Below are 25,795 nucleotides of genomic sequence, written 5' to 3' on the forward strand. Positions count from 1 at the left end.
TCAGGGGGCACCTTCGGCTTCGCTTGGGGAGCACCTTCGGCTTCGCTCAGGGGGCGGTGCTTTGACCCACCCGAAGCATCCTTCCCCGCCACCGCTCGTTGAGCGTAGCCGAAACGAGCCGGGCATCCGCGCACCGGGAAAAGTTATAAAAACCCGCACACACCTTGACGGTCCTGTCCATAATGCTGATATTAATACCGATAACAGATTCGCACCCCAGTTAAAATTTGAGGCATCAATATGGGGATCAATGAGGCGCTGCTGGACCAGAAACTGGCGGAACTCGAAAAGTCCCGGGCGTGGAGTCCGCGTCTCGTCTCCAAGCTTGAAAGCCTGATCAGGTCTCCGGACGAGGAGCAGCTTTTCAGGATAAACCCACTGCAATTCGCGAAGGAGAGGAACATTTCCGAATCCGAATCGATCGACCTGTTCCTGCACGCATCCAATTCGGGCCTGTTTCAGATCAACTGGGAACTGGTCTGCCCCCAGTGCGGAGACCATATCAACAGTTTCAGCCACCTGCAAAGCCTGGACACGCAATTTTTCTGCCAGCTTTGCAGTCTCAAGTCGGAAGCGAGCATGGATGATTTCATCCAGGTGAATTTCACTATTTCCGAATCGATCCGTCCCATCGCATTCCACTTTCCGGAAAAACTGTCGCTGGAAGATCTCTGGGCAAAGGCGCGCTTCAGCAGGGAGGGCCACTACCCCGACGGCGCGCGCTTCGGTGAATCCGTATTCAGAACCGCACGCGGTCACGGATACATCGAGCCCGGTACGTCCGCCGCGTTTGATATAGAACTGGAATCCGGCGGCCTGTTCGCCCACGACCTGCTCATGAACAAGGGATTTTTCATACCTGTCGGTGACGCTCGTTCCGCCGCACCCCAGCACCTCTCGGTGCTCTACCACGATGGAGACTATGTCATCGATCAAACGCAGCTGTCATCCGGCCCGTCGATCGTTCGGGTTGAAAACCCGTCGACAGACCGCTGTTCACTGGCTTTTTTCAATATCGCGAACGACACGGTGAAACAGCCTATCGTGTTCGATCCCTTCCTCACCGGGAAGCGCCTTCTCACCTCCCAGACATTCAGGGATTTGTTCCGCAACGAGGTAATCAGGGGAACGGAAGGAATCACCGTTAAGGATCTCACGATTCTGTTCACCGACCTGAAAGGGTCCACTGACCTTTACGAACGGATCGGGGACCTTCAGGCGTTCAGCCTCATCAATCAGCATTTCGACAGCCTGGGGAAGGTGATCGCCGAGCTGGACGGCGCGATCGTCAAGACCATGGGCGATGCGATCATGGCGGTTTTCATGAGTCCGACATCGGGGCTGGAAGCCGGATTCCGGATGCTGAAGGCAATTAATTTTTTCAACGAACTGCACCAATCCAGGGACCTTATTTTAAAAATCGGCCTTCACCGGGGAGCAACCATCGCAATCACATCCAACGACCGGCTGGATTATTTCGGGCAGACCGTCAATATCGCGTCCCGCGTTCAAAGCCTTGCCGAGGCGGACGAGATTTATATAACAAAGGATATTCACGAGTATCCGGGCATACCCGACATGCTGCGCGACAAGCAGGTCTATCCCCAGGATGCGCAGCTTAAAGGAATCCAGCGGAAGGTCAAGGTATACAAGATCCGGGTTTAAACCAGCACCTTCAAGAACGATTCCTCGATTTCTTGTAATCGTACCCCGGATCGTACTCTATAGAGCCGAAAAGTCCTGTTATTTCCTCCTGCTTCCTTCTTGAAATGAATTCCTTCAAGGCAAGGTTCACCGTGTCCTTTTTGGTTTTCAGTCCGCCCACCTTCTGGGCCTGAACAAGCAATTTATCGTCAATCGCGAGGTTGGTTGCCATGTCACACCTCCATGTATAACAATCTACACATGGAGGTGTGTGAAGTTAACAGGAATATTGTATTTTCGCCCTTCGGCTCCGCTCAGGGGGCACCCTCGACTTCGCTCAGGGTGCGGTGCTTGACCCGGATGAAGCATCCCTTCCCCCGCCGCTCGTTGAGCGGAGTCGAAACGAGCGGAGCCGAAACGAGCGATGACGAAAAATGTAACTTTTCTTCGAAAATAAGCCCATCCGGGCTATTTTTATTGACATAATAACATAGTCTGGAAAATGTCATTTTTCTTAAAGCCTACGAAGATTGGAAGGTATACATGAACAGGTCCCCGCGCCGCGCGGCACGCTCATTGCGATTGCTGGCATTTACCGCTGCATTACTCGCGTGCATCGCTACGCTCCCGGCGGGGGCACAGCTCCAGGAACCGGCTGAGCCCGTGAAGGCGGAACAGGGCGGCTTCCTCCAGCTCACCTGGCTCGACCTCGCCTTCACCAATCACTACCCGGTCCCGAACACCCGCTTCGCCGATTTCAGCGACTATAACCTGGGCGGCGAGATACGGCTCAACTTCATGCCGCTGGGCATCAAGCCCCTGTGGCTTTCCGCGAATTTCATGGCGGACTGGAACAAGACGAACTCGAAGCGGCTCGATTCGATCGTCGACCTTGCCGCGTCGCTGGGCGCGGGGTGGCGCTTTCCGCTGGTCGACCGGTTCTATTTCACGCCCCGGATATCGTACGGCTTCATGCTCCACTGGACCTACGGCGACTACTACAACGATCCTTCCATTTACCCGGGCGATCCGCGCGCGGGGAAGAAGGACACGCACTTTTTTTCCGATACGTATTTCCAGTACGAGGCGGAGTTCGCGTACGATATCAGTCCTTCGGACCGGCATTACGAGAGCGAGGTGTTCCTCGCGCCCAGCTTCATCCATTTCGCCGAGAAGCACCGCCAGGGCCTGGAGGCCGGCTACCTGCTCGGCGTGAGGATGAAGTTCCATCCGTCGGACGTTCGCGTATCGGCCCCCGCGCGCTTCTCGATCCTTGCCGGGAAGGTGATCGACGAGGAGACGGGCGAGACGCTCGCGGACGCGGTCCCGTTAGTCGAAAGAGGGCACGCGACGAAAACGGCAATATCGGACGGGGAGACCTTCGCCTGGAACGTGACGCCGGACACGGAGTATTTCCTCAAGGCGGAAAAGGAAGGATATGATCCGCTGATACACGAGGTCCCGGGCAAGACCCTCCTGCCCGACAAGAGGACCATCGTCGTGCTCGCGATGAAGAGAACGAAGGTCTGGGGCGTGTATGGGCACGTGTTCGACAAGGACTCGAACGCCCCGCTCAAGGGCGTCGATATCGCCATTACCGATAGCGCCGATAAAAAGCAGAAAACCTCCACCGATAAAAACGGCGACTTCCGCTGGGAGCTCAGGGCCGAAACCGACTACGAGCTCGTACTCAGGAAAAAGGACTACTTCACGATATCGAGCGATTTTTCCACGAAGGGGAAGAAGCCCGGCTGGTACGACGTGAAGAACTTCATGCGGACCGAGTTCCAGAAGGCGGTGATCGGCGCGACCGTGGAGTTCGGGAACATCCTCTTCGATTCCGGCAGCGCCGATATTCGACCCGAGAGCACGCCGGTCCTCGACAAGATGGTGCGCTTTTTAAGGGACAACCCGAAGATCCTCGTGGAGCTGGGCGCGCACACCGACTCGATGGGCGACGCCGAATCGAACCTCACGCTCTCGCAGGCGCGCGCCCAGAGCGCGATGGAATACATGATCGCGAAGGGCATACCCGCGTCGCGCATCACCGCGATGGGCTATGGTGAGACGAAGCTCAAGAATCGCTGCGCCGACGGCGTCGACTGCACGCCCGAAGAGCACCAGGAAAACCGGAGAACCGAGCTCCGGGTGAAAGACATACTGCCGGAATAGCGTTATGAAGGAAAACGAATACAGGATGACACGCACACAGGAGCCCGTAAACACTATGAAGATATCGATACTTGCCCTCTGCCTCGCATTCATGGCCGTGACGTTCACGGGCTGCAGCGGCATGCTGGATGTCCCCGGCGACGCACCCGGGCTCAACGTGTCCTCTTCCACGGGGGGATACTCCGTCGCGGAGCACGACGGGACGCTCGACCTGAACGTCACGCTCAACAGCAGGCCGTCGGCCGACGTCACCATACCGGTGAGCATCAACGACACGACCGAGGCCGAGACCCGCGAGGCGCAGTTGGTATTCACGCCCGCGAACTGGAGCACCGCGCAGGTCCTTCATATAGACGGCAACGATGAGTGGATCACCGACGGCAACCAGAATGTTTCGCTCGTCTTTGGCACCTTCGTGAGCGACGACCCCGGCTACGCCGGGCTCGTCAAGCCCTCGATGGGCATCACCGTCATCGACGACGAGACCGACAGCATCGTCGTCTCGCCCGTGACCGGCCTCACGACGACCGAGGCCGCGGGCGCCGGCCACACGGCGACCTTCACGGTGGTCCTCTCCAGCAATCCGACCGCCAACGTGGTCATTACCCTGACCAGCAGCGATACCACCGAGGGGACGGTAAGTCCCGGCACGCTCACCTTTACGCCCGACGATTCCGCGCGCGTCCCGCAGACCGTGACGATCACCGGGGCGGACGACATCATCTACGACCGTGACGTAAATTACACTATTCAGCTCGCGAACGCCGTGAGCGCCGATGCGCATTACAGCGGCATGGCGGTCTCATCGGTCGCGGTGACCACTATCGACGACGAGCTTCCCGCAGTGGTCGTGACGCCCACGACGCTCACCCTCGCCGAGGATGGCGCCTCGGGCACCTTCGCCGTGAGGCTCCTGAATGTCCCGACCGGGGACGTGACCATCCCCCTTACCCTGAGCGATCCGGCGACAACCAGGATGGGCATCGACAAGACCTCACTCACCTTCACCCCTGGCAACTACAACGTCGACCAAGTCGTCACGGTCGACCCGGCGGCAAACGCCTATGACGACGGACCCGTCACGGTCGTCGTCCAGCTTGGCGCGGCTGCGGGCTACAACGATTTCGACCCGGACGACGTTACCGTGAACATCACCGACAACGACACGGTGGGCATGACCGTGTCCTCTTTAAGCAGGCCAACAACTGAGGACGGACAGGACGCGACGTTTACGGTGAGGCTATCGAGCCGGCCCACGGACGACGTCGTCATCGCCGTGAACGAGAAGTATGATGCCGCGAACAACCTGAACCAGGAGGGGACCGTCGATACGACCTCGCTCACCTTCACCCCGTTGAACTGGAGTTCGAACCAGACCGTACGCGTGACAGGAATTAACGACGACATTCTTGACGGCAACATCCAGTACCGGATACAGCTTCACGTCACGAGCAGCAATGACGCGGCCTACCTTGGGCTCGCCCAGCGTCTCGTCACGGTCATCAACAACGACAACGACTTCATTGGCTTCCAGGTGGTCGCGAACGGCGTCACGACGAACACCGGGGCGTCGGCCGTGACCTTCACCGGCTTCGCGACGGACGACGCGGGGAACCTGGGCTACGATTACGCGAATTTCACGATACGTCCCGGTTCCGAGCCCACGGCGAACATTACGCTCACGCTCGCGCTCAACGCGACGGGTACCACGTACCAGGACGGCACGCTCAACACGACGACGCTGCTCTTCACGCCCTTGAACTGGAAGGTCACGCAGACCGTCCAGGTGACGGGCCATTCCGACGGCACGAACGAGGGCGGCCACGACTATGCGGTCACCGTGAGCATCGCGACGGCGGACACGTATTACAGCAACCCGAGCTACGTGAAGGCGCCGTCGTTCACGATCTTCAGCTCGGACAACGACGTGAACAATGAGATCGCGTATTGCCGGAAGTCCGGCGGGTTCGGTACGTCGGAAGGCGGGGGCAAGGCGTACTTCTGGCTCATCACGAAGGACCCGGTCGCGCTGTCCGACGACGAGCCCGTCGCGCTTGAAAGCACGGACACATCGGAAGGCACCGTGACGGCGAACGTCACGATCACGAGCGCGAACTGGGACAGGCTTGAGGACGCGGACTCCAACCGGGCCGCGGTCACGGGCGTGGACGATGCGGACGTGGACGGGAGCGTGCTGTACACGATCGACATCCATCAATCGACGGGCCCGCTCGCGTACGAGGCGCCCGATGTTGCGCTCCGCAATTCCGACAACGAGCAGGTGATTATCGTCGGGAACGCCGTGGGGAGCACGACCGAGAACGGCGGGACGGCTACCTTTGGCGTCAAGCTGGGAATCCAGCCGACCGACAACGTCAGCTTCACGATCGCGATTAAAACCGGAAGCACCGAGGGCGAAAGCCTGGACGTATCGGACCTCACCTTCACGAACGCAAACTGGAGCGACTGGCAGACGATCACGATCACCGGCAAGGACGACCACCAGGTGGACGGGAACGCCGCAAGCTACGTCTCGTTTGGGCCGATATCGACGGCCGACCTGAGGATAGACGGGTACCAGCACCCGGATGTCGCGCCGGTGGTGAACATCGACAACGACAAGCTCATCTATGTCACGAACGCGACGTACTACGGGAACCTGAACGGCGGCATCGCCGAGGCGGACGGCAACTGCAATCTCCTCGCGGAAACGAACAAGCCCACGGACCTTCCCGGCGCGACGTTCCTGTCGCTCATGGTGGATGGGACCACCCGCATCGCGACCACCGACGGTTCGACCGACGCCGGCCAGACGAACTGGGTGCTGCTCCCCAACACGGAGTACTATTTAAAAAGCGGGAGTAAGCCGTACACGCAGAATATCTTCACCACGAACGAATACGGCCTGCCCTCGGGCGCGCTCCTCGTTCCCTTCACCACGAACGCGGGTGACACCTTCTGGACGGGACTTAACGCCGACTGGACAACCTCAACGGACACCTGCGGCGGATGGACGCTCGACCTGACCCAGGGCCGCTACGGCTCCGGCAACAAGACCGACGCGAACGCGATCAGCGCGGGAAGCGCGAGCAACGGGGTGGTGAAGAAGATCATCGCGGTGCAGCAGTAGGAATCCCCGCGCTGCCGAAGAGCCCCCGTTAAGTAAAGGGGGCTCTTCGGATGGAGGCTGGAGGTTTTTGTTTATTGCAAAGGGCTTAAGTGCTCACAAGGCTTTTATCGGGGGATAACGGCCTTGCGTGAAGGCGATGTACAGTCGAGCGTCCGCGGGACGGTCAACGACCCGGGCTTACTGTATCAACACATATTCCGCGAGAGCGGTCGGCCGTGGGATCGGGATTTTATCCTCACGCATGCCTTCCAGGTGGAACTCGATCGCCTCATACATGTTTTTTTCCACTTCTTTAACCGTTTTCCCGGTGGCAACGCAACCGGGAAGGTCGGGGGAATATGCTGAATAATTGTTCCTCGCTTTCTCGATGACTATCAGAAATTTTTTCATGTTCTTCACCTTGTCTTCTCCAGCGCAAAAACCAAATTTACCAATCATTCAAACTTCAATACGGGGCACTAACATTATACGGTAAATAACCATTCGAATATACAGAAGCTAAGTCCCTAATTAAAGGGAACCCATACATTGCACTTAGTATATCTCCATTTAACAATTGCAGTGGGGTAGACATATTTAGAAATCGAGACTCTTGAGGATTGTATACAGGCTTAATACTTGTCTGATAATCAAACTTTCCAGATTCTGACCAATAGTGCACAGTTGCGCTTGCAGTAGCATATCGCGGCGTAGTACTAACCGACATATATGGCCCACGATCAATTAGATTCCCATGTTTATCATATATCCACCCATATCCAAATCCAATACTACTTTTCATGCCCAATTTTTCATTTTGCCGAGTATATGTTAATCCCACACTACGGCTTGTTACTCCAGTAGTTAGATTTGACGATGCCTTAAAACCTATATTGAAATAACTAATATCAACACCGTATGACATATTTACACTTATACCTCTATTGAATCCTTCCTCTTGCCATGAGATTCCTACCGTGCCCCCATCTGCTGGCACGGAAAGCGATATTCCCCATCCATCATCATACGTATGCGATAGGGATAAATATTTAGACGTACACATGCTTATAGCATTTAAGAAAACATTCCCCCACCCACCTGCATTATAGCCTGACTGTTCTTTTGCGAATTCTTTTACTTGTTTTGCCGCTTTTTTAATTCCATCGATGAAATCCTTGGGAGAATGACCATAAGGATCACAAAAACTAATTGGATTCGCATACACAAACATATATCTATTATAACTTTGTGTATTGGAAATATTTGAAATAACACTATCCGCACTCACAAACCTCCCAACACTCGAATCATAAAACCTCGCCTTATAATAATACAGCCCCGTATCCTCATCCTCCTCCTGCCCCGTATATTTATACTTCGAGGCCGAGGTATTGCTGGAATATTCCCGGAGCAATTCCCCATAAGGCGCGTACTTATAATCGGCGATAACCGCGCCGGTATTGTCGGTAATGAGTTTCACCGATCCCAGGTGATTCGGATGGAAGTAATTAATCCCCGCGATATCCGAATCCCCCAGCAGCGGAATATCGCAGCCCGTTATGCCGAATACCGCGATGAAAAGCGCGAGTACGACAGGCACCCCGTGCGCCAGGCGCGGGAAGGCGATCGGGAAAGGCTTCTTTCTGAAACGGACCGTATACGCCAGGAGCGCCCCGCACCCAAGGAGCGTAAGCCCCAGCAGGACCTGCACCATAACCCGGTAATTCCTGGAGTCTTCAAAGAACGAGCGTACCGCTGAATAGATTTTAAGCGCGAGTCCCTGGGGATTCTTCCAGTTGTACATGTCTTTTTTAATGCCGTAGAGCCCTATTTGAGCCCCCTGGGTCTGGGTGACCGGAAGCTGGGCAACCAAGTCACCCTCCATGCCGTGAATGTATTTCGTCGCACGGTCGGGAGTGTTTGGCACCTTCGCGACTTCATACAGGCCGTTGATATTATAGACTGCGCTGCCGTCTTCCTTCCATTTCTTCACGCGGAAGCCGCTGTGGTCGTAGGTGTATTCCTCTTTCTTGGTAACGCCGTCCCAAATGGAAGCCAGTTGGTTTTTAGAATCGTAGGATAACGTCTTCCCGCGGCGTAAAGTCATATTGCCGTTCGCGTCGTAAGCATATGTGTTCCCCCTGCCGTCGTTGGTAACGGCATGCGGGTGCTGCGGATCGGAATATTGGTGAGTGAATCCGTCCTTCTGCGTGAGATTACCCTGCGGGTCGTAGGAATAGCGCTTGTCTCCGTAGACGCCATGCCCCCTTGTCAGCCTGCCCAGATTATCATATTCATAACTTTCCGAGTTTGTTGGAATTTCCATATCCTGCAGGCCGGTTATGTTACCTGTAAGTTCATCATAGTGATACACCACATGTTCAAGGGTGACATTCTGATTTGAGGAATCCAACTTCGTAGAATGAACCGAGGTGGGCCTGAGAGTCTCAGGATTATAATCAATCGAGGTCTCTACGCCATTGCCAGTGCGACGTTTGATGACATGTGAATCGCACCAGCTCGTGTTTTCGATCTCGCCTTTGCCATATTGAACGACCGTGTTTCCTTCGTACAAAACAGCTTCCAGAAAACCCGCGCTGGAATAGCGCCGCTCGACTGCCTTTCCATCCGGATAGGTCAGCCTTGAGAGGCGCTTCTGGACATCATATTCCATGCCAAAGGCAAAACTCATGGCGTCTACGGTTTTCACCGTAGCCGAGGGTAATCCCTTGGCGGTGTACGCGTACGTCGTGTCGCCCGTGGCGTCGATAACGCTGGTAAGCCGTCCGCGCGCATTTGTCTTCGAGGTGTCGTCATACGCAAAGTTCGTGTCTATTGTAGCGTCGGATGAATATTCACGGGTTACCCTTCCCAGCGGATCATACGTACGGTTTATTACCTGCCCTTTCGCGTCCGTCTGGGTGAGGAGCCTTCCGGCGTCGTCGTAAGAATAAGCCCATGGCCCGGTATTGGGGTCGATCATTGAAGTCTTACGACCCAGGGTATCATAGGTGATTGTGGTAATATTGCCGCCCGCATCTACCGTGCGGATTAAACGCTTCGCCGCGTCGTATTCATAATTGACTGTCGCGATATCGGCATCATTACGCAGTCTCAGGTTACCCAATGCGTCGAATTCGCTTACATGCTTGGTGTTTTTGACATCATAGTTTGTGATCCGGTACCTGTCGACCGTGTACTCATATACGAAGGTTTCATAGGGTCTTATCCCGTTTTGCAGAGGATATGTCTTGCGTGTGAGACGACCGATCGGATCGTACTGAAAATCCGTATAGCGTTCTTCATCGCACCCATCGATATAGGTTTCCCTGCTGACCCTGCCCGCGGTATCGTATTCTTTCTTTACTGTCTGCTCATAGAGCTCGCTTGCACTGGCGCCGGCAAACACGGTTACTTTTTTGTATTCACGGCCAAGCCCGTCGAAGTACGTCGTTACCTCGCGGTATCCCCGGGGAGAGGAATCGTCTTTCACCCACTCCTCAACGTGCTGGTCGCTCGCATTTCCGTAGAATATTTGCCGTGTCCAGGAGTCCCCCGGCTCTATGATTTTTTTGAGCCTCCCGAATTCGTCATATTCCATGCGGGTGACATTTCCATTCGCATCGGTAACGGCGGTCTTCACGCCAAAGCGCGCGTCAAATTCCTGTTCGACCACGTGTCCCAGGGGATTGGTGATTTTTGTCACGAAGGTGTGATAGTCTTCGTCATATTCGAAGCTGGTGGTGTGATTCAGGGTGTCGGTTACGGAGATGACGTTTCCGAAAACGTCGTACGCGAGTGAGGTCGTGATCCATCTGGAGCCTGGATTCAGGTATTCCTCTTTGGTGGTGAGGTCGTTGCCGGTATAACCCATGCGTGTCCACTGGAGGATATTGCCGCCAGAGGTTTTTTTGATTTCGATGGGGCGGTTGAGGATCCAGTTGGCTTCGTCGACGGAATACGCAATAGTAGTTTCGTAATTTTGTCCGGGAACGGTTTCCGTGGATATGGTTATATTGCCGAATGCGTCATAGGTTAAGCTCTTGCTGCTCGAAGAAAAAGTATTCCCCGTACTGGGGTCGCATGTTGTCACATCTTCCTGTTTCACACGCACCCAAAGTGTAGTGGCACTTCCGGTTGTTATATGCGGTTTTTCGTATTGATAATCAATGGTTTTCGAAAGGTTTCCATTCCCGGCATAGTTTTCAACACGTGATACTCTGCCGGCAAGCTCGTGATCGTTTTGAATATAGAACGTTTTTATATATTCGGAGGTGTTATCATTTATTTGTTTAACGTATTCAAATAGCAGGTCTTTCCTTTGGTAAGGAAACCCCATGTAGGTTTTGCCATTTTTATATTCGTAGCTGGTGGAATAGGATGCCCCACGGCCGTCTTCGGTGGTGATTTTGGTAGCAAGGTTACGGAATGAATTATTGGAAATATAGGGATAATATGAGGGGGTAATCATTGTTGCCTCTGCTATTTTGGAGGCTGGAGAATAATAAACAGAAAATGATTTTCCAATTGAATTTAATATAGAAGAAATTAAAATCCCAGAGTGATTGTCTGAAAGCTTCATATATACATAGTCGCTTATCGGTGACGCGATATCAGTCTTACCGTCCCCGTTAAAATCTCCAGTTCGGATATAATTGCCACCCCCCCAAGTACCCGTACCACCCTGTTCCTCAATAGTAAAACTGCTCCCGGTTGACATCATCCTATATACAATGCCACCAGATGCTGTAGCAATATCGGTTTTACCGTCTCCGTTAAAATCTCCTATCCATGTATTGTCTGCACGTCCCCACACAACGGATACGAGCAATGTTTCGCTGGATACGAGCCATGTTTCGCAAATAAATCCGCTTCCCGTTGAAAGATTTACATACACATTACCGCCAGATGCTGACGCGATATCCGTCTTTCCATCTCCGTTAAAATCTCCTGTCCATGTGTAGCTCGCATCTCCCCATAAATTCGCTACAGTCCAGGTCACACTAGAAAATCCATTCCCCGTTGAAAGATTCACATACACATTACCGCCAGATGCTGAGGCGATATCGGTCTTCCCGTCTCCGTTAAAATCTCCCGTCCAATAATATCCCGCAACTCCCCATGGATTTGTCACAGTCCAGGTAGTGCAAGAAAATCCACTCCCCGTTGAAAGGTTCATATAGACACTACCGCTTTTCGCTGACGCGATATCGGTCTTCCCGTCTCCGTTAAAATCTCCTGTCCAATAATATCCCGCAGCTCCCCATGGATTCGTCACAGTCCAGGTACTGCAAGCAAATTCACTGCCAGTTGATAGTTTCGTATACACATTTCCGCCAGATGCCGATGCTAGATCGGCCTTGCCATCTCCATTAAAATCTCCCGACCAAGTATATTCTGCAATTCCCCATGCATTCGTTACAGTCCATCCTTTAATAGTTAAATCACTCGATACTTCCTGTAGCCATCCCAATGTGAATGTATTCTGGGCATCCCCATTATCTCCAATTTCAATGATTCTGTGAACACTACTTCTATAAGCATAATCATATTCTAGCGAATATGATCTTACTGTATTACTCCAAAATGCAATCCCAAGAAATCTCACTACATCAACTTTAATAGTAATATTATCAAGCAACCATCTCGTTATTACTTTTGAGCTCTGTGAATAGGATTCACAATAATCTGTCCGGTCTATTTTGTTATAATTAAATTCTACTGTTCTATAATTCGATAACCCATTCCCTTGAGTATAAATAATTTTTACAGGATAATACTCACCTTCATCCGGGTCATACTCAACTGAATAATAATTCCCATGCAGGTCTTCCACCTTCGACAGCGCCCACGCCCGCACTGATGTATCGTGATCGATCGCAACCACGCGCGAATCATCTTCTAGTCCATAATAGTATTTCGTCCCATCCGGCTTTGTCTCAATCCAATACTCATAAGCATCGCCCTGGGATCCAACTCCCTTGAATTTGGAGAAGCTTTCCTCTTCGGTGCGATAAATACTTTCTGCAGAATCAGCTAATACAAGCCGCCCATTGGGTCCTACATAGTGATCCGTCCCGTCATAGTTGATCGGGTGCGTAGTGTCCCTGGTAATAACCGGCAACCCCGCAAGCTGCCAACCTATGCCCAACATTCCATTTTCGGAATTAGAGTTATATACCAATGCAAGGTGCGGCTGTAATCCCGCCGTTCCCTGGGGCACTTCTATATCAATAGAATAATTAAACGACCCGTCCGGCCCTACCGTCTGCGCGAAGGAATTAGTGATATTGAGTGAAAGAAATCCGGAAAGAATCAAAGCGGCGCAATAAAGAACTACCCTGGAGGCACGGACCACTGGCATCATGTCTTTAATACCTCAATGCTATTTTTTTATTTATCCACGTTAGACGATTTTCTAAATTGGGGAGTCGGGGTTGTCAATCATATTAATATTACTCTGATTTAGAATGCTTCCTTCAAAAGTTGTTGCATTTGTGCACGAAAACCATTCTTCTCTTGTTCATGCCATTAATTCTCCTTCGCCCTTTGTTTTATGCTGTTTGGCAAATCTGATTCCTGTATGTTTTGTCTTTATCTTCTAGCCCATGTAAAGGAAAATAAAAATGATGGACAACCCCTTTCAAGCGTATTTAAAAAAAGCACGCGCGCTGGAAGAAAAGGCGAAGCGGACGGGGAAAAAAGACAACCTGACTCCAAAGGAGAGTAGAGAAAACACCTATGGGGGAAAGCCCTACAGTTTCCCCGTCTATTGGGCCATGCACAGAGTACGAAAGACGTATACGAACAGGGAGGCGATCGCGTATGTTATCCTGGCGGTGCCCATTGTCTTTGCCGCCCTGTTTCTTTTCCTTGTCAGCCTGGATTGGCCGATAACGCCCTTCCTGTACCGGGCGAGAATCATCACGGCCATTGCCCTAGGGGTGTGGCTGGTGTATTGTATGCGGCGCAAAATACTCTGCCTGGCAACCTTCCCTTTTTTCAGAAATTGGGACAAGAGACTCTCCTTTACGGTAACGGGATGGGACCAACTCGTCGCCTCGGACAATTTCACCAATATATGCTCCTGGAGGACCCCGTGCAGCATCACCGTGATGTACGCGAAAGATACGGAAGAGTTCCGCGAGCTCGTGCGCTCTATATTCTACATATTTTGCAGCCGCACGCTGCCGGTCTTCGAGGCCTTTGAGTCCGAGGAATCGGATGCATGGGGCTATAACGGGTATTCCCTTCAGGGACGGGCCAACTGCACCATCGCCGGGTATCTCTATTACCTGGTGCGAAAAGACCTGAAAAAGGTGGCCCGGATCACCGGGAACATTCGTGAGGTCGCCATCGCCTGCTCGCATTACGAGAAGGTGTACGAGAAGACAACCACCAGCTCGGATTCGGAGGGAACATCATCGTAACGCCGTGCGAAGATATCGAGGTTGTTCCGCCATGAAAATCATCCTTGAAAAATCAATATAAGGAGGTTATCAGATGAATGGTCCTGTTTATATCTTCACCATGTTAAAGATGTCCGTCGTGAGCGTGCTTGTTCTGGCGGGTCTGATGATATACCGAACGAGGAAACGCAGGATTCCCGTCAGGAATGCCTGGTGCCGCAGGTATTTCCCGCTCATCGGTTTTGTCATGATAGTGTCGGGGTTGATCGTGTTCATCGTTGCGATAGCATTGAGCGACAGGATGAATTTCGTCGTCGATCTTGGCCTAGCGGTCTTTTTAGGAGGACTGACGCCGATAGGACTGGTGGCAAAGAAGTCGAAAGGTGGTGGAACCGGCTCGGACTTCGGACCAAGCTTGTAGTTTCGGCAGCGTTCGCCGCGCACGTACGGGATGTTTTCTTGTCCGCTGCAATAGGGTTTAAATATGGGATATTATGAACGGTTGGTATATGTTGCTCGTAATTTTCTGGAATATGAAAATTATGGCAGCAATAAAGCAAAGGCTGTAAAAATCATTTCCAGGTATTTCCCCGAAAAAACAACGGGTGAATGTGCTATTGATTTTGATAGTGTTTGCGAAGTGTATAAAAATGCCATTGCTTTTGCCCGGTCAAATAGCGCGATTTATTTTGAATGGAGAAAAACAAAAGAAAGGTCCCCGCTGGACACGCTTGAAAAAAATTTCAAGGAATCTCAAAAAAATGTGCCGGTAAAAACCATTGATCATATTCTTGGCTGGGTATATGATTGGCACTTGGAAAGATAGTACGTTATTATTGGCTCGGGAGGTCTTAATGCTTCGAAAAACCCTGGGGCCATACACGAAGGACAAAAATCACTTTTTCTGGAAATTAATGGAGATTTCCTTATTCCTCACCCCCCCAGCCTCCTCACCCTGCGCTCAATCTTTTTCCTGATGCGCTCATAGGCCGGCGGCGGCCCGCTGCCGATATTCTTACCGTCGATGAACACCGCGTCGACCAGCCCCCATTCCTCGATGACCGTCCTGTCCAGCGTATCGAACTCGCGGAACACCACGCGGTCGCCAAACTCCCGCGACGCCCGCTTCGCCCTCTCATATGTCGTGTTCTGCGCCGGGCACCAGCCGTTCACGAATGCCGTCACCGCGACCTTCCCCGGCACGAGCTCCGGTTTCTTCTTCATCCTGATCCATTCCGGGAGACGCGCGTCTTCCGTGAAGGGCTTCCACATGAGCGCCGCGATCCCGTCCCGGTCCGCTTTTTTATACCCGTGCTTTTTGAACCACGACGCCTTCATCCAGAACGGAAGCGCGAGGCCCCACGCCGCGATGCCGCGCGCGCCCATGGACCGCGCGTCTTCCTCCGCCGCTTCAAGGAGCGCGCTGCCGTACCCGTGACCTTGAAGGTTCCCCCTGCCCTCTTTATGCCCGTGCACCCAGACGCAGTAAATGAAGAAGAGCCCCTCCCCCCGCACATACGTGTGCTCGATGGGCGCATAGTGGATCATGCCGCAGACCGTTCCGTCGTCATCGGCGGCGAGCTTGACGCGGAGCCCTTTTTCCTTCATGCGCGCGTACCACGAGGACTTGCGCCCGCCTGCTTCCCGCATATCGGACGACCATTCCTCAAGGCAGTGAAAGTAGTCGCCGGTGTGCGATTCGTTCATGTCGATTATTTTCATATGCTCCTCAGACTGTACTTGTAGTGTGGGCGCCTCTCATGGGAGATTAGGAGACTCCACCTCCCCCACCCCCTGCGCCTGCGCCTGCGGAATAAAGTTTAAGCAGATCCTTCACCGCGAGCTTCGTCTTCTTGTCGTCGTTGATGACGAACTCGTCCTGCATCCTGTCGATGTAGAGCACGCCGTCCAGGTGGTCCACCTCGTGCTGTATGCAGCGGGCCATGCGCCCCGAGCGCTCGATGACGTGCTCCCTGCCGTGGCGGTCCTGGAACTTCACCTTCACGGTTTCAAACCGCTTCACCTTTCCCGAGAACCCTGGAAACGAGAGGCAGCCCTCGTACTCCACGACCCCGCCCGTGCGCTCCAGTATCTCGGGATTGACCATCTCGTGGTACTCGCCCAGGTAGTTGATCACCGTGATCCTGCGCGCGACCGAAACCTGCGGGGCGGCGAGCGCCGCCGCGTCGCCCGTGTTCATGAGCGTGAACTTCATCGCGTCGATAAACGCGTGCAGCTTCTTGTGAAACGCCCTTACCGGTTCCGCCTTTTCGCGCAACACCGGGGTGCCGAACGTGACGATGCGCTCCTTTTTCATTCCCCTTACCGGATGCCCCTTTAATAACATGCTCTTCCGGCCGGGTGCCGATACAACCGGCGCGGGGAAGAACCTGATTCTCATTCATGATGCACTTTGGATAAGAAGACGCTATTTCAGGGCTGCTGTCAAAATTATTTTTACTTTTGCCCCCTCCGTTCGTATACACACCATCACCATTCCAAATCCCGGAGGCACCCATGAAAGTCACACCGAATCCCTCGATCGCCGCGTTCAGCGGAAGCCTGGACCGCATCGTCTTCTACACCTGCTACGGGCAGGTGCGCGCACGCAGCTACGCCGTGCCGCGCGATCCGAAGACTAAAAAGCAGCGCGCGCGGCGCTCGTCGTTCGCACTGGCCGTGCAGGAATGGAAGGCGCTTTCGGCAGATCAAAAAGAGTGCTGGAATGCGACCGGGAAGGAAGAAAATCGCAGCGGGCACAACGCCTTCCTGTCGGCACGCCTCAGGGGGGAAGGGGCGCAGATACGCGCTTCGGTCCGACCGGCAGATCCGGTGGGAGTATCTGCGCCTCTTTCTCCCGCCGCCGTCGCGCCGGAGCGGACAAACGGCCTTCCTGCGTCCTTCCCCCCGTTCTCGTCCCGGTTTCCTCCCGTACAAGCCTGTAATGACCTCGTATCAACCTCGATGCTGGTATACCTGGCGTTGGGGATATCCCCGTATTACCGGAAATAGCGGGCGCGCGCCGATACGCCCGTCGGATTCAAACGCTCCCCCCGCCCCCATAAACGGATTCGTGCGACGATACCGCGACCTCCCGTGAAAATGGCGCCCCATACCGGGTCCATGTGTATCGGCCCCCCGCCCCGGACGTTGCCCGAACCAGGTCACCTGATCAGGGTTGATATCGAGCGTATCAACCAATCCTGACCATCCTGTATATCCCTGTTCCCATCACCCGTTCCCATTCCGCGCAGTTAACCCCGAAACTCACTGCGCACTTTGACATTTCTCCCGTCCGGTTTTAACTTGAAACGTAGCGGATCGATCGGCACGGAATCGGGAGGTGAGCCATGAAACCAGGGGAAGCGAAGTCGCGATACCACGGCACGTGGGTGCTGGTCTGCGCCGCACTGGCAGCGTTCACCGCCTGCCTCGACGTGGACAGGATGAATATCAATCTCACGCTCGACGAAAAGGACCTGTACACGGGGCAGGCGAAGATCGAGTTCCTGAACATTCATTCCACGGAGGGAAGTCCGGAAAAACAAAAACGGGAGATGGACGAGCTTTTTCTCGAATACAGGGCGGAGGCGGATAACGTGCTGCGCGTCATGCCGCTCTACGATCCCGTCGTGACGCTCCGGAATAAAAAGGCCCTTTCCACCGATGCGGTCATCGAGGGGAAATTCAAGAACGTGCTCTCGGTACTGGCCTCGCTTCTGAGCGAAGGGGAATTCCGCGTCGAGGGCGACAGGAAGACGCTGTCGGTATATTGTAAAAACCCGTTCAACGATAGCGACGAAACGGACCTGATCATCCGGTACCCGGGGAAAATTCTTTCACACAACTCGAAGAATTTCGACGCGAAAACCCACACCATGAAATGGCGACTGGGGAGCACCGGTGACAGGGAGATACGGTTCGCGCTGAAATCGGAATAACGGCGCGCGGGCTACCTGCGCGCGCTTTTCGCCGAGAAGTACTCCGCAAGCACCCGGTTCACCTCCGCGGCGATCACCTCGTGCGCGAGCGGCATCAGGTGCGCCCCGTCGCCGGTGTACTCGGTCCGCAACGCCGCGGGGTCCGCGGGGTCGCCCAGGAGCGCGTAGGTGTCCACCACCACGTCCACGTTCTCGGGCATCGAGCGCATCCAGTTGTTGATCGTATCGGTGCCGGCCTGGTAGTAGGGGCTCCAGGTCTCGTAGCGCTTCCAGGGATAGAGCGTGAGAAGCACCACAAACAGGTTCTTCTCCTTCGCCATTGCGCATATCTTTTTGAAATGCGCGATGGTGTCCTCCGGCATGCCGGTGCTGTTGGTTCCCAGGCAGATGATCACGCCGTCATGATTATTCGCGAGCACATAGGGGAAATTGCGCCAGGCGCGCATGGCGTCGTTCGCGATGCTGTTGTAGTAATCGCTTCCCGGCACGCTCTGGCTGGTCGCCGGGTTGTCGTCCGCGAAGGTGAAGCTCGTGCTCGCGAAGAGCGGGAATTTTTTAGGGTCCGCTTTTAAATAGTTCGAGTAGCTTCCGTAATTCATGAACTGCATGTCGAACATGCGTGAGTCGCCCAGGAGCGCGAAGCTCCGGGGTACGCCCGAGATTTTCCGGGGGTCCGATTCAACCGGTTTCGCCCCGCCGCCCTGCGTGCACATGAGCGCGAGGGCCGCAATGAGCGCCCACATTCCAGACCGTATCTTCATCGGGTTACCTGTTACTTAACTGGGAATAGAGCATCTTCGCGAGGCCCAGGTTCGAGGTCTTGGACACCGACATCGAGTACTCGTCGTACAGCATGTCCTCGAACACCTCCTCGGCGTAGCCGCCGTGGAGGATTTCGCCCTTGGGAACGGTCTTCTTCATTTCCTTGAGCATGCGCGCCACAAAGATGGACTCCATCTCGATGCATACGTTCATGAGCTTTTTGTCAACCGTTTTCCCATCGCGCGCGTTCATGCGCGGGGCTTCCTCGACCGCGGGCGCCTCTTCCCCGTCGAGCCCGGAATCGAGCAGTTCGGCGAACGAGCGCCCGGGGTGGGCGGCAAGCCCCTCGAGGGTGCGCGTCTTCGCATTGCCGCCAAGCTTGATCGTATCCAGGTCGCTGAGCGCGGGAATCATTCCTTACCTCACTTTATGACGAGCTCGGCGTGGAGCGCGCCGGCGTCCTTGAGCGCCTTCAAAATGGCGATGATGTCGCGCGTCGATGCGCCTATCATGTTGAGCGAATCGACCAGGTCCTTCACCGATGAGCTTTCCTTTATATGCGCGACGCTGCCCTTCTTCGCCTTCTTGCCTTCTATCTTGATAATCACGCCCTCCCTGCTCACCAGGGCCTCGGAGAGCTTCACCTCGCCCCCCATTACGATCGTGCCGTCGTGCTCGTTTACCACCACGTACGCCTTCGCGCCCGGCGTGATCTCGATCGCCTCGACGCCCGCGATGAATTCCGCGAGCCCCATGTCCGCGGGGGCGACAACGCGTATCTTCCCGCCCTTCGTGATCTCGGGCTTCGAGTCCGGAAACCGGTCCTCGATCTCCTTGATGACCTGGTTCGCCTCGGAGTAGTCCCAGTTTTTAAGAATAAGGGAGATGGCGCCGTCAACGACGACCTCCGGCTCGATCTCACGCTCGATTATCGCCCCGGACGGGATGCGCGCGGCGGTCTTCACAGCCCGCTTTCCCTTGCCCGCATCGTCGAATGTGAGCGGACCCTGAGCAACGGCATAGGTCCTGTCGTCGGCGCCGCGCAGTTGGGACTGGAGCAGCGTCCCGCCCTCGAGCGACTTGGCGTCCCCCATCGAGGACACGCTCACCGCGATCTTGTCACCCACGCGCGCGAAGCCGGGAAGCTTCGCGGTGACGAGTACCGCTGCCGTATTTTTCGTGCTGAAGGCCTCGTCCTCCTGCATGCCCAGGTTTTTCAGGAAATTCCTGAGCGAGGACTCCGTGAGCACCGACTTCGAATCGCCCGTCCCCTGCAGGCCCACCACGAGCCCGAACCCGTGCAACTGGTTTTCCTTGAGGCCGTCGATATACGCGAGGTCGCCCACCTTGACCTTCACCTCGGCCAGGACCGGTACCGCGAGAAGGGCGATCATGAGCGCCGCCAGTGCCGTTATGCGCCGCATGCTACCTCGTGAGCTCTTTCAGGATTTTATTCAGGTAATCGATGATGATCCTCTGCTTTTCCTCTTCCGTCATGTCCGCCTTCGCGGTCTCCTTCTCCTTGAGCGCGGCCCTCCGGAACTCGAGCCCCGCGCCCTCCTTCTGCCCGCGTATCTCCAGCCGGAAATTCGCGATGTCGCTTGAGAGCACCGTGCGCCCCTTGACCGATGTCGCGTCTATAACCCCGCTCACCGTGAACCGGTTGGCCACGCCGTTGAACGAGTATTCCCTGGTCCCGGTTAGCTCGAAGGTACCGTCCTGGTTCTTCCTGGTGACACGCGAGCCCATCACGAGCGTCATGCTCCCGCGCTCGGACATTTCGGTCTTGTCCTGTCCGGCGACCTTTTTATCGGCGGACACTTTGGGGAGAAAACCGGTGAGCGTTGAATCGGGACGGGCGGTCACCGTGAACCCGGAGGTGTCGGATGCGCTTATGCTGAACCTGAGATTGGACACGTCGTTGATGCGCACGGAAAGAATATCGCCCACCTGGAGATTTTCGGAGGAGGAATAGACGTTCTTGTCGACCCAGGTGGTCTTCGCGGGAGCCCCTCCCGGGAACGCGGCCCCCAGGACGAGGACCATGAACGCCGCCGCGGTGTGACGGAGGATGCCCCTCACAGGGAGAGCTCCACGAGTTTCTTATCCACGATCTTACCTTTGAGGGTCCGGTTGTTTTTCACGCGGACCTGGATCGTATCGCCAACGCGGCCGTCCTGCAACGCGCTCCCGGGGATCTCCAGGGTTATCGTGCGGTTGTATATCACCACGCTTACGCCGTCCCCTGCCTGCACGACCATCTCCGGGATCTCGGCACACCGCTCCTCGGGGCGGGGCAGCCGCGCATAGACGCGCACCGCGTTTCCGTAAATGAACACGGACTCTTCGGTTGCGCGCGCGACCAGGGCCGAGAGCTCGGTGCGGTCGATATACCCGTCCTCGGAAAGCCTCGCGGGCAGGACGAGCGCGCGCAGGGTGTCCGCGAGCTCCCCGGCGGTTTCGACGCGCGCGACGTCGGCCAGGGTAAGCGCATCCTTCGCCTCCACGCGCGACAGGAGATAGAGGTTTACATCCGCGCCGGCTGCGGCGCCGCGTGAAAGCCCGACGCACGCGGCGAGCGTCGCGATGATGAGCCCGGCCCTCATTACCGCTTCAATCCTATGGCCGTCGCGAGCATGTTGTCGGAGGTCTGGATCGCCTTGGAGTTGATCTCGTAGGCGCGCTGCGCCACGATCATGTTCACCATTTCTTCCACGACCTTTACGTTGGACATTTCCAGGAATCCCTGGTGGGTCTTCGCCATGCCGTTCACGCCCGGCTGCCCGGCTATCTCTTCGCCGGAGGCCGGGGTGGTCTTGGCGAGGTTTCCGCCGATATTCTGGAGGCCGGCCGGGTTCACGAACCTGAATATTTCGAGCTGGCCCACCTCCACCGGATCGTCCTCACCCACGAGCTTCACGCTCACCCGGCCGTCCTGGCTTATCGAGAGCGTGTCCATGATGAAGTTTTCCGGGAGCACGACGGGCGGCTCGAGCATGTACCCGTTCGAGGTCACCAACTGGCGGTTGGAGTCTATCTTGAAGGAGCCGTCGCGCGTGAACGCGGGGGTACCGTCATAGAGCAGTATCTTGAAGAAGCCCTCCCCCTCGAGGGCGAGGTCGGTCTTGTTTTCGGTCGACTGGAGGCTCCCCTGGGAGAACATCTTCTGGGTCGCCGAGGTCTTCACCCCATGCCCCACCTGGATGCCCGTGGGCACCTCCGAGAATTCGGTCGCCGGGGTCCCGGCCATGAGCACGGTCTGGTAGATGAGATCCTCGAACTCCGACCTCATGCGCTTGTAGCCGAAGGTGTTGACGTTGGACAGGTTGTTGGAAATCGTATCTATATTGAACTGCTGGCTCACCATGCCCGACGCCGCCGTCCAGAGTGATCGCATCATAGTCTGTCACCTCACGCTCGTATATAGTCCGGTTATGTCACCGGCATATCCGTCTCTCATATTCTCGGTCTGCGGGACGGGGTCCAAAATTAAAATATTGACAGGGGGGTAAAAAAGTACTAGCCTTCGCTTGCCCAGGGCGCCCGGCCTCCCTGGGGTGATGGTATTGGCATATTTGAGTATATTCGTACTGGATGCCCGCCGGGCGGTGTCGACCGGGCGTCCGCACACCATTGAAAAGGGGTACTAGTTATGACGTGGAAGAAAGCAGTGGCGCTTTGCGCGGTGTGGGCTTTTCTTGCAGCCTGCAGCTCCGGTCAGAAAGGAGGGGGCAGCGTGAAAGACGGTCCTACCAAGGAGTTCTGGGACGATAAATCGCTTAAGGGCGCCGGAAACGTGAAGGATGGCCAGAAAACCGGTAAATGGACGCTCTATCACATGGCTTCGGGCGGCAAGCTCAAGCTGGGCGAGGGTGAATATAAGGACGACAAACAGGAAGGCAAGTGGACCTTTTACCATAAAAACGGCCAGGTGAGCACCCTGGGCGAGTTCGAGGAAGGCCAGAAAAAGGGTAAGTGGCAGGGATTTTACGACAATGGCGACCCCGAATGGGAAGCCACCTATGTCGTCAAAGAGAAGGAAGAATCCGGCTTCAAGATGAAAATAGGCGGGATCGAGGGCCTCAAGACCACCTTTTACAAGGGCAAAAAGGTCTGGAAGGAAGAAGAATACAAGGATGGCCTGAAAGACGGTAAATCCCAGGAATACTTCGAAAACGGCAAGCTCAAGGAGATCACCCAGTACAAGGAAGACGAGAAGGACGGCGGCTCCATGGAGTGGTTCGATAACGGGGCGAAGAAGGCCGAGGGCGCGTACGCCAAGAAAGAACGCATGGGCGCATGGCGCTTCTTCCATGACAACGGGCAGCTCGCCGTGGACGGCGCCTTCACCGCGAACAAGCAGGACGGTCTCTGGAGATTCAACTCCCGCGACGGCCAGCTCATGAAGGATGGAAGGTACAAGGAAGGGAAGGAAGACGGTCCCTGGTCCTTCTACGAGGCGACCGGTCAAAAGCAGATGGACCTTTTCGTGGCCGGGGGCATGGTGGTCGAGGGCGTGAACAAGGTGTATGAAAACGGCGCGCTCACGGGAGAGGGGGGCCTTTCGGGCCTGCCCAAGGCGATATTCCAGACCATCAAGAACGGGACGCCCGGCGCCGAAATCGAGGCCGGGGACGCGCTCCCGGACGACCCAAGGGCGGGACTCAGCTACCGCTGGACCGGCAAGTGGAAGATGCTCAAGAAGAACGGAAAGTGGTCGGATTACTATCCCGGCGGCTTCGCGAAAAAGACCGAGGCCGTCTACATGATGGACAAGCTCAATGGCAAGTACAAGGAGTACTACCAGACCGGCCAGGTCAAGGCCGAGGGCGAGTACTTGAACGCGAAGAAAAACGGGAAGTGGACGTTCTACAACCAGGACGGCTCGGTCGACAAGGACCAGTCCGGGAGCTACATGATGGACAAGAAGGCGAAGTTCTAGCGCCGGTTCGCATTGAATGCACGAGACCCCGCCGCGAGGCGGGGTCTTTTTTATTCAGCCGGACGGGCGCGATTTACGCCTCCACCGCCTGTTCGGATTCCCGGAGAAGTTCTTCCGCGTGCGCGGCGATCACCGTGGCGGCCCCGGTTATCTCGTTGATCCCGTCCACCATGGCCATGAGCGTTTCATTGATGTGCTCGACGGCCCGGGAGGTCGATTCGAGGGCGACCTTCTGCTCCTCGGTGCCGGCGCCGGTCTGCCGGGCGAGCTCGCCGTTGCGCGTCATGCGGCGGGAGACGTCGGCGAGAAATTCCTCCTCGGTCTGCATGTGCTCCTTGAGGAGGGCTATCTTGCGCGAGCTGTCCAGCATGTTGTCGATCATGCTCTTGATGGTGCCGGACGCCACGTTGATGACCTGGACGCCGTCCTCCGTGGTCTTCGTGTTCAGGCGCAGCACCGTTTCGATCTCCTTGATGCTGTCCGAGGTCTGCTCCGCGAGCTTCCCGATCTCGTCGGCGACGACCGCGAAGCCGCGGCCGTGCTCGCCCGCGCGCGCCGCTTCGATCGAGGCGTTGAGCGAAAGCAGGTTGATCCTGTCCGCGATGTCGACTATGATTGAAAGCGTCTCGGCGATCCTGGTCCCCTGCGTCCTGATCTCAAGCATCGTGTTTTCGACGACGCCGATCTTGTCCTTCCCCGTCTCGGAGTGCGCGACGACCGCATTGATATCGCCCAGCAAGCCTTCCAGCCGCGCCCTCGTTTCGCCCTTGAGCTTCTTGAAGCTCTCGATGGTTGCGCTCATTCCGTCGCTTTCCACGAGCTGGCTGCGGGCAGTGCCCGCGATATTTTCCGACGATCCGCGCAGTTCCTCGACGGTGGCGGATATCTCCTCGAAGGTCGAGGCCTGGCTCTGGATGCGTTCGCTGAAATCGGCGGTGACCTGCCTCTGGGCGTGCACCCTGTCGAAGAGCCCGTTCATCTTGGCCTGGATTCCCTTCACCAGGTCGCGCTGGTTCTTCGACTGTTTCTCGATGATCGCCCTCTGCGCCCCGGTGCGGGACTCGTAGTCCTCGATCACGGGAATGCTCTTGTAGGATATATACGTTATGATCGCCATCATGACCAGGAAGTACGCCTCGCGCAGGAGCATGACCCCATGGTAGACCTGGCCGTCCTTATACGTCTGGAGGTAAAACTCGACCCCCTTGCCGTGCGCCACGTAGAGAAACAGCAGCCAGTTCGCGAAGGAAATCACGGACATCGTGATGAATATCTTCCTGTCGTAAAAAAACTGGAGGACCACCAGGCAGAATACCACCATCGCCGAAACCTGGTAGCACTCGACGGCATAGGTCCAGTCGATATTGACCGCGTAACTGTATTTCGCCGCGTTGGGCATCAGGGCGAGGATGAATCCCGCGGTCCAGCGGAGTGCGCCGGTGGAAAGCCTGCGCTTCTTCCGGAAAAAAATGACGAACCCGATAATGACGATCAGCAGGTTCATGACGAACGCGGTCAGGATCGTTGCCGGTTTTACGCTCGCCAATAACTGGAAGACCGCGGATATGACCGTACTGAATATAAAAAGATAGACGAAGATGAGGCTACCCCTGATTTCAAGGACCTCCCGGGCAGTATAGCTTTTTCTTTCCATTGCACCCCGCTGGTGTCTTTATTTCGCCGCGGCGCGTTTCCCGCGGCGCGATGCGGTTGAGCGATCCCTTGCCAGTGTTTTACCATAATGGGCGAATCCTGTCAAATTTATAAACGGCGGAGGACCACCCGCGCGCGGACAAAAATATTGTTTTACAAAAAA

At 55.5% G+C, this 25,795-nt stretch carries 21 protein-coding genes; 9 read left to right on the plus strand and 12 right to left on the minus strand.

Going from position 1 to position 25,795, the window contains the following annotated elements; translation table 11 throughout:
* The first annotated feature begins 240 nt into the window (after nucleotides 1-240).
* Nucleotides 241-1,665 carry an adenylate/guanylate cyclase domain-containing protein gene (locus EPN93_06290; protein TAL37032.1) on the plus strand — a complete coding sequence of 475 codons (1,425 nt, stop codon included), beginning with the start codon at nucleotides 241-243 and terminating at the stop codon, nucleotides 1,663-1,665.
* Nucleotides 1,666-1,675: 10 nt separating this feature from the next.
* On the opposite strand, the gene EPN93_06295 is transcribed toward EPN93_06290, so the two are convergent.
* Nucleotides 1,676-1,876 carry a type II toxin-antitoxin system VapB family antitoxin gene (locus EPN93_06295; protein ID TAL37033.1) on the minus strand — a complete coding sequence of 67 codons (201 nt, stop codon included), beginning with the start codon at nucleotides 1,874-1,876 and terminating at the stop codon, nucleotides 1,676-1,678.
* Between the two features lie 311 nt (nucleotides 1,877-2,187).
* Between EPN93_06295 and EPN93_06300 the strand changes: the two genes are divergently transcribed.
* A complete protein-coding gene (locus tag EPN93_06300; protein TAL37034.1) occupies nucleotides 2,188-3,816 on the plus strand; it encodes a hypothetical protein in 1,629 nt (542 codons plus the stop codon).
* Nucleotides 3,817-3,820: 4 nt separating this feature from the next.
* The gene (locus EPN93_06305) at nucleotides 3,821-6,946 is read left to right on the plus strand and encodes a DUF1554 domain-containing protein (protein TAL37035.1); all 3,126 of its coding nucleotides are present in this window, start codon (nucleotides 3,821-3,823) and stop codon (nucleotides 6,944-6,946) included.
* Nucleotides 6,947-7,123: 177 nt separating this feature from the next.
* Here the strand turns inward: EPN93_06305 and EPN93_06310 are convergent, their stop codons facing one another.
* Both EPN93_06310 and EPN93_06315 read right to left on the minus strand, forming a co-directional pair.
* Nucleotides 7,124-7,336, minus strand: a complete 213-nt coding sequence (locus EPN93_06310; protein TAL37036.1) for a type II toxin-antitoxin system HicB family antitoxin — start codon at nucleotides 7,334-7,336, stop codon at nucleotides 7,124-7,126.
* A 55-nt stretch (nucleotides 7,337-7,391) separates the two neighbouring features.
* Nucleotides 7,392-13,292 carry a hypothetical protein gene (locus EPN93_06315; protein ID TAL37037.1) on the minus strand — a complete coding sequence of 1,967 codons (5,901 nt, stop codon included), beginning with the start codon at nucleotides 13,290-13,292 and terminating at the stop codon, nucleotides 7,392-7,394.
* A gap of 259 nt (nucleotides 13,293-13,551) precedes the next feature.
* On the opposite strand from EPN93_06315, the gene EPN93_06320 reads away from it, so the two are divergent.
* The 3 genes from EPN93_06320 to EPN93_06330 all read left to right on the plus strand — a co-directional run bounded on the left by EPN93_06320 (nucleotide 13,552) and on the right by EPN93_06330 (nucleotide 15,160).
* Nucleotides 13,552-14,355 carry a hypothetical protein gene (locus EPN93_06320; GenBank protein TAL37038.1) on the plus strand — a complete coding sequence of 268 codons (804 nt, stop codon included), beginning with the start codon at nucleotides 13,552-13,554 and terminating at the stop codon, nucleotides 14,353-14,355.
* A 73-nt stretch (nucleotides 14,356-14,428) separates the two neighbouring features.
* A complete protein-coding gene (locus EPN93_06325) occupies nucleotides 14,429-14,755 on the plus strand; it encodes a hypothetical protein (protein TAL37039.1) in 327 nt (108 codons plus the stop codon).
* A gap of 63 nt (nucleotides 14,756-14,818) precedes the next feature.
* Nucleotides 14,819-15,160, plus strand: coding sequence for a hypothetical protein (locus EPN93_06330; GenBank protein TAL37040.1), 342 nt, complete (start codon nucleotides 14,819-14,821; stop codon nucleotides 15,158-15,160).
* Between the two features lie 107 nt (nucleotides 15,161-15,267).
* Here EPN93_06330 and EPN93_06335 read toward each other — a convergent pair whose 3' ends face one another.
* Both EPN93_06335 and def read right to left on the minus strand, forming a co-directional pair.
* The gene (locus tag EPN93_06335; protein TAL37041.1) at nucleotides 15,268-16,056 is read right to left on the minus strand and encodes an N-acetyltransferase; all 789 of its coding nucleotides are present in this window, start codon (nucleotides 16,054-16,056) and stop codon (nucleotides 15,268-15,270) included.
* A 46-nt stretch (nucleotides 16,057-16,102) separates the two neighbouring features.
* Nucleotides 16,103-16,651 carry a peptide deformylase gene (gene def, locus EPN93_06340; protein ID TAL37042.1) on the minus strand — a complete coding sequence of 183 codons (549 nt, stop codon included), beginning with the start codon at nucleotides 16,649-16,651 and terminating at the stop codon, nucleotides 16,103-16,105.
* A gap of 200 nt (nucleotides 16,652-16,851) precedes the next feature.
* Between def and EPN93_06345 the strand changes: the two genes are divergently transcribed.
* Both EPN93_06345 and EPN93_06350 read left to right on the plus strand, forming a co-directional pair.
* Nucleotides 16,852-17,346 (plus strand): hypothetical protein, encoded by a 495-nt coding sequence (locus tag EPN93_06345; protein TAL37043.1) that lies wholly within the window; start codon nucleotides 16,852-16,854, stop codon nucleotides 17,344-17,346.
* 338 nt (nucleotides 17,347-17,684) lie between these two features.
* On the plus strand, nucleotides 17,685-18,275 hold the full coding sequence (locus tag EPN93_06350; protein ID TAL37044.1) for a hypothetical protein: 591 nt from the start codon (nucleotides 17,685-17,687) through the stop codon (nucleotides 18,273-18,275).
* 11 nt (nucleotides 18,276-18,286) lie between these two features.
* Here EPN93_06350 and EPN93_06355 read toward each other — a convergent pair whose 3' ends face one another.
* Genes EPN93_06355 through flgG form a run of 6 tightly spaced genes read right to left on the minus strand, consistent with a single transcriptional unit; the run spans nucleotide 18,287 to nucleotide 22,437 of the window.
* A complete protein-coding gene (locus tag EPN93_06355) occupies nucleotides 18,287-19,036 on the minus strand; it encodes a hypothetical protein (protein TAL37045.1) in 750 nt (249 codons plus the stop codon).
* 4 nt (nucleotides 19,037-19,040) lie between these two features.
* Nucleotides 19,041-19,451, minus strand: a complete 411-nt coding sequence (locus tag EPN93_06360; GenBank protein TAL37046.1) for a cell division protein — start codon at nucleotides 19,449-19,451, stop codon at nucleotides 19,041-19,043.
* 8 nt (nucleotides 19,452-19,459) lie between these two features.
* Nucleotides 19,460-20,461, minus strand: coding sequence for a flagellar basal body P-ring protein FlgI (locus EPN93_06365; protein TAL37047.1), 1,002 nt, complete (start codon nucleotides 20,459-20,461; stop codon nucleotides 19,460-19,462).
* A gap of 1 nt (nucleotide 20,462) precedes the next feature.
* Nucleotides 20,463-21,119, minus strand: coding sequence for a hypothetical protein (locus EPN93_06370; GenBank protein TAL37048.1), 657 nt, complete (start codon nucleotides 21,117-21,119; stop codon nucleotides 20,463-20,465).
* On the minus strand, nucleotides 21,116-21,643 hold the full coding sequence (locus EPN93_06375; protein ID TAL37049.1) for a hypothetical protein: 528 nt from the start codon (nucleotides 21,641-21,643) through the stop codon (nucleotides 21,116-21,118). The genes EPN93_06370 and EPN93_06375 overlap by 4 nt, the downstream gene beginning before the upstream one ends.
* Nucleotides 21,643-22,437 (minus strand): flagellar basal-body rod protein FlgG, encoded by a 795-nt coding sequence (gene flgG / locus EPN93_06380; protein TAL37050.1) that lies wholly within the window; start codon nucleotides 22,435-22,437, stop codon nucleotides 21,643-21,645. The genes EPN93_06375 and flgG overlap by 1 nt, the downstream gene beginning before the upstream one ends.
* 252 nt (nucleotides 22,438-22,689) lie before the next feature.
* Here flgG and EPN93_06385 point away from each other — a divergent pair, with 252 nt between their 5' ends.
* Nucleotides 22,690-23,979 (plus strand): hypothetical protein, encoded by a 1,290-nt coding sequence (locus tag EPN93_06385; protein TAL37051.1) that lies wholly within the window; start codon nucleotides 22,690-22,692, stop codon nucleotides 23,977-23,979.
* Nucleotides 23,980-24,052: 73 nt separating this feature from the next.
* Here EPN93_06385 and EPN93_06390 read toward each other — a convergent pair whose 3' ends face one another.
* Complete coding sequence (locus tag EPN93_06390; protein TAL37052.1) at nucleotides 24,053-25,633, minus strand: hypothetical protein; 1,581 nt, start codon at nucleotides 25,631-25,633, stop codon at nucleotides 24,053-24,055.
* Nucleotides 25,634-25,795 lie beyond the last annotated feature (162 nt).

Source organism: Spirochaetota bacterium, assembly GCA_004297825.1.
Classification (GTDB): Bacteria; Spirochaetota; UBA4802; order UBA4802; family UBA5368; genus FW300-bin19.

Excerpts from the sequence above, each read along its gene's own strand:
- EPN93_06330 (TAL37040.1), top strand. The coding sequence starts at position 14,819 with ATGGGATATTATGAACGGTTGGTATATGTTGCTCGTAATTTTCTGGAA.
- def (TAL37042.1), bottom strand. The coding sequence starts at position 16,651 with ATGAAAAAGGAGCGCATCGTCACGTTCGGCACCCCGGTGTTGCGCGAA.
- EPN93_06305 (TAL37035.1), top strand. The coding sequence starts at position 3,821 with ATGAAGGAAAACGAATACAGGATGACACGCACACAGGAGCCCGTAAAC.
- EPN93_06295 (TAL37033.1), bottom strand. The coding sequence starts at position 1,876 with ATGGCAACCAACCTCGCGATTGACGATAAATTGCTTGTTCAGGCCCAG.
- EPN93_06335 (TAL37041.1), bottom strand. The coding sequence starts at position 16,056 with ATGAAAATAATCGACATGAACGAATCGCACACCGGCGACTACTTTCAC.
- EPN93_06345 (TAL37043.1), top strand. The coding sequence starts at position 16,852 with ATGAAAGTCACACCGAATCCCTCGATCGCCGCGTTCAGCGGAAGCCTG.
- EPN93_06360 (TAL37046.1), bottom strand. The coding sequence starts at position 19,451 with ATGATTCCCGCGCTCAGCGACCTGGATACGATCAAGCTTGGCGGCAAT.
- EPN93_06375 (TAL37049.1), bottom strand. The coding sequence starts at position 21,643 with ATGAGGGCCGGGCTCATCATCGCGACGCTCGCCGCGTGCGTCGGGCTT.
- EPN93_06365 (TAL37047.1), bottom strand. The coding sequence starts at position 20,461 with ATGCGGCGCATAACGGCACTGGCGGCGCTCATGATCGCCCTTCTCGCG.
- EPN93_06350 (TAL37044.1), top strand. The coding sequence starts at position 17,685 with ATGAAACCAGGGGAAGCGAAGTCGCGATACCACGGCACGTGGGTGCTG.
- EPN93_06290 (TAL37032.1), top strand. The coding sequence starts at position 241 with ATGGGGATCAATGAGGCGCTGCTGGACCAGAAACTGGCGGAACTCGAA.
- EPN93_06320 (TAL37038.1), top strand. The coding sequence starts at position 13,552 with ATGATGGACAACCCCTTTCAAGCGTATTTAAAAAAAGCACGCGCGCTG.
- EPN93_06390 (TAL37052.1), bottom strand. The coding sequence starts at position 25,633 with ATGGAAAGAAAAAGCTATACTGCCCGGGAGGTCCTTGAAATCAGGGGT.
- EPN93_06315 (TAL37037.1), bottom strand. The coding sequence starts at position 13,292 with ATGATGCCAGTGGTCCGTGCCTCCAGGGTAGTTCTTTATTGCGCCGCT.
- EPN93_06325 (TAL37039.1), top strand. The coding sequence starts at position 14,429 with ATGAATGGTCCTGTTTATATCTTCACCATGTTAAAGATGTCCGTCGTG.
- EPN93_06310 (TAL37036.1), bottom strand. The coding sequence starts at position 7,336 with ATGAAAAAATTTCTGATAGTCATCGAGAAAGCGAGGAACAATTATTCA.
- flgG (TAL37050.1), bottom strand. The coding sequence starts at position 22,437 with ATGATGCGATCACTCTGGACGGCGGCGTCGGGCATGGTGAGCCAGCAG.
- EPN93_06300 (TAL37034.1), top strand. The coding sequence starts at position 2,188 with ATGAACAGGTCCCCGCGCCGCGCGGCACGCTCATTGCGATTGCTGGCA.
- EPN93_06385 (TAL37051.1), top strand. The coding sequence starts at position 22,690 with ATGACGTGGAAGAAAGCAGTGGCGCTTTGCGCGGTGTGGGCTTTTCTT.
- EPN93_06355 (TAL37045.1), bottom strand. The coding sequence starts at position 19,036 with ATGAAGATACGGTCTGGAATGTGGGCGCTCATTGCGGCCCTCGCGCTC.